Source organism: Natronomonas sp. (assembly GCF_036625485.1).
Classification (GTDB): Archaea; Halobacteriota; Halobacteria; order Halobacteriales; family Haloarculaceae; genus Natronomonas.
This window is the reverse complement of the sequence record NZ_JAZKTR010000216.1, coordinates 1-3,241: the sequence shown is the minus strand read 5'-3', so window position 1 is coordinate 3,241 and position 3,241 is coordinate 1. Positions and strand designations below refer to the sequence as shown.

Annotated in this window: 4 protein-coding genes; all 4 read right to left on the bottom strand. The window is 65.7% G+C overall.

Annotated elements, in window-relative coordinates; genetic code table 11:
* A partial coding sequence (locus tag V5A53_RS14025) for a phenylacetate--CoA ligase family protein (RefSeq protein ID WP_332314234.1) occupies nucleotides 1-895 on the bottom strand: 895 nt, incomplete at its 3' end.
* Nucleotides 896-940: 45 nt separating this feature from the next.
* Nucleotides 941-2,044 carry a mandelate racemase/muconate lactonizing enzyme family protein gene (locus tag V5A53_RS14020; RefSeq protein WP_332314233.1) on the bottom strand — a complete coding sequence of 368 codons (1,104 nt, stop codon included), beginning with the start codon at nucleotides 2,042-2,044 and terminating at the stop codon, nucleotides 941-943.
* A gap of 98 nt (nucleotides 2,045-2,142) precedes the next feature.
* A complete protein-coding gene (locus V5A53_RS14015; protein ID WP_332314236.1) occupies nucleotides 2,143-2,433 on the bottom strand; it encodes a DUF424 domain-containing protein in 291 nt (96 codons plus the stop codon).
* On the bottom strand, nucleotides 2,433-3,233 hold the full coding sequence (locus tag V5A53_RS14010; RefSeq protein WP_332314235.1) for a tetratricopeptide repeat protein: 801 nt from the start codon (nucleotides 3,231-3,233) through the stop codon (nucleotides 2,433-2,435). The genes V5A53_RS14015 and V5A53_RS14010 overlap by 1 nt, the downstream gene beginning before the upstream one ends.
* Nucleotides 3,234-3,241: the final 8 nt, after the last annotated feature.

Sequence of the window (3,241 nt, the reverse complement as noted above, 5' to 3'; positions counted from 1 at the left end):
CGGCGGGTTCGACGTAGTTCAGGTCGTCGTAGAGGTACATGCCGTCGTGGCTCGACCGTTCTATGCCGATGATGATCGATTCGCTGGCGCCGTAGACGTTGAACACCTCGGTCTCGAAGGTCGTCTCGATGTACTCGCGTAACTCCGCCGAGAGGGGTTCACCGCCCGTGACGATCCGCTCGATATCGAGGCCGAGGGGGTCCTCGCGTTCGATATCACAGACCAGTTTGACGGCGGAGGGGTAGCCGATCAGGACGTTCGGCCGGAAGTCCACGAAGTCGGCCTTCCAGTCGTCCATCGGTCGGTTGACCTCGACGAGCAGGGTATCGACGTTGAACCCCTCGGTGGCACCGCGGACGGCCATCACGCCGCCGAAGCGGCCTTGCGTGGCGGCGACATAGGCGACGCGATAGCCGGTAATCCACTCCTCCAGCAACTCCAGTAGGTTCCAGTCGCCCTTGATGGCACGAGCGCCGGCGGCCAGCGCCGTCTGCCACGCCTCCTTGCTGTAGACGAAGTGAGTCGGCTCGCCGGTCGTCCCAGACGTGTGGACGACCTCGTATTCGTTCTCGAAGCGTGCACCGCGGTCGTGGGTTTCGAGGAACTCCTCGATGGCCTCTCGGGTCAGGCGGTCGTCGGTCGTCAGGTCGTCGAAGTTGTCGATGTACTGCTGTTTCGTGAGCGGCGGAATCTCTTCGCTGGGAATCGTCGCGAGGTCGTCGCGGCTGATGCCGTGTTCGCGGTAGTAGTCGGGATAGAAGTCCGTCTCGTCCCACGCGTGATGCAGGAGGTCGCGAAAGCGCTCCTCGCGGAGGTCGAGCAGTTCCTCGCGACTCAACCCGGCGTTCTTGTCCAGTTCGCGGAGCTTCCAGCCGAGTCGGACGAGTTGTCGCATGGGCGGTAGTCGTTCGGAGCGGAGAAAAAAGCGACTCCTAGCGGGTCATTCGGCGTCGTCGAGTACTTCGTCGGGAATCGTGATGCCGAGGCCGGGGTCGTCGGGCGCGGTGATGGTCCCCTCGTCGTGCTCGAAGCCGTCTTCGAGCATGAACGACCAGACGTCGGGCGTCCACGGCGGCTCCATCGGATACTCACACCACGGCGACCCGACGGCGGTCATGACGTGGAGGTTCGCGGCGAAGCCGAGGGCGTTCGTCCACGTATGCGGGACGAACTGCAGGCCGTGTTCGTGGCCCATCCGGGCGACGTCGACGGCCTGCCGGATACCCGTCGCCAGCGCGGCGTCGGGCTGGAGGATATCCAGCGAGCCGTGGTCGATGAACTCCCGGAAGTGGTGGGTGCCGTTGTTGAACTCGCCGCCGGCGATGTCGACGTCGACGGCATCGCGTAGGCGGGCGTAGCCCTCGTAGTCGTGCCGATGGAGCGGCTCTTCCAGCCAGCCGATGTTGCCCAACTCTTCGAGGCCGCGAGCGAACTCCAGGGCGTCGGAGAAGAACCACTCGACGGGCTCGTCCATCACCCGAACCGCCCACCCCTTGTTCGCGTCGACCATCAGCGTGAGGTCGGGGAAGGCCTCGCGGACCCGCCGGACGGTCTCGATGTGGTCGACCTCCGTGACGCGCAGTTTGACCGCCTCGAAGCCCTCCTCGATGCGGGCTTCGACGTAGTCGATGCGCTCGTCGGCGTCCATCAACTCGCCCGTCGAGGCGTAGACCGGAATCTCCTGCTGGCTGGCGCCGAACAACTCGTAGACCGGCTTGCCGGCATCCTTGCCGATGATGTCCCACAGCGCCATCTCGACGTGCCACGGTCGCGGGCCGACGAGGTTGACCGTCTCCAGTTTGCCGAGGATCGCTTCGACGTCGTGGGGGTCCTCGCCCGTCAGAAACAACTCGAGTGGCGTCTCGTAATCGAGGCCGCCGGCGAAGGAGGGGGAGGCACCGTAGCCCGAGATACCTTCGTCGGTCTCGATCTCGAACAGTTCGAGTTCGTGGGTCGACTGCGGATAGCCCGGAATCCACGTCGGATAGAACGGCTCCTCCAGCGCGTGGTCGAGGTGATACTGATTGACGCCGGTTATCTGCATGAGCGGTCTCGCGCGCGCTGTCGGCTTCAACGCTTTGCCACGCCTTGACGGAGGCTTAAAAACAGCCGATAGGGGTGTGGGGGACGGCCGGACCGCGCCTACAGTCGAAGGTACTGGGCGTGGACCGTTCCCTCGAACTCCAGTACGTTCGTCTCCTCGACGAAGCCGTGTTCGACGGCCACCTCGACGGCCTCGTAGCCGACGAGGTTGGCGACGGCGGCCCGAGAGAGGCTGGCGACGACCTCCTCGGCGGTCGCCTCCTCGCCCTCGTAGAAGTCGCGTTCGACCGTCAGCGAGACGTCGCCGTTCTCGAACGTCTCGCCGAGGACGTCCGCGTCACAGACGGAGACGAGCGGGCCTTCCTGCGTGTCGCGCTCGCAGAGTAGCATCATCGTTCGCGCTGGCGTTCACGGCCGCCGCGTTCGCCACCGGCACGGGGGTCGCCGGAGCCGTGGTCGTCCACGAGCTGGTCTTCGGCGCGCTGGCGCATCTCCTCGGCCTCTTCGGCGACCTTCTCGGCTTCCTCGTCTTTGCCCTGCTCTTCGAGGGCGCGGGCCTTCTCTTCGAGGACGTCGACCGACCGCTGGCCGAGTCGCATCGCGTTGTCGAAGCACTTGACGGCGTCCTCGGCGAGGCCGCGTTCCAGCAGGAAGAACCCACGGTTGTACCACGCCTGCGGGAAGCGCGGGTCGAGTTCGACGGCACGTTCGGCGTGTTCGAGCGCCTGCTCGCTGCGGCCGGATTCCCACAGCGCGTAGGCGAGGTTGGTCTCGGCGGTGGCGGCGTGTTCGGAGTCGTCGTCGATGTGGAGCGCCTGCCGGTAGGCGTCGATGGCCGCCTCGAACTCCTGCAGTTCCGCGTGGGCGGCGCCCTTGTTCACCCACGCCTCCTGTTCGATACCCTCGTCGTCGGCGTACTGGGCGACGCGTTCGAGAGCGTCGGTGGCCTGTTCGTGGCGGTTGATACGCATGTATTCGAGCCCGACGTCGAGCAGTTCCTCGGCGTCGACGTCGTCGGCCCCGATCTGCCGGCGATCGAGCGTGTCGGCGACGACACGCGAGTCGACGGGGTCGACCTGCTCGGGGTCGACGTCGAGTTCCGGCGGGTCGATGTCGAACCCTTCGTAGGGGTCCCCGAAGCCCTGCCCCTCGGAGAACTCGTGGGAGTCGGCTGGCTCCTCGTCAGTCATATACCGTC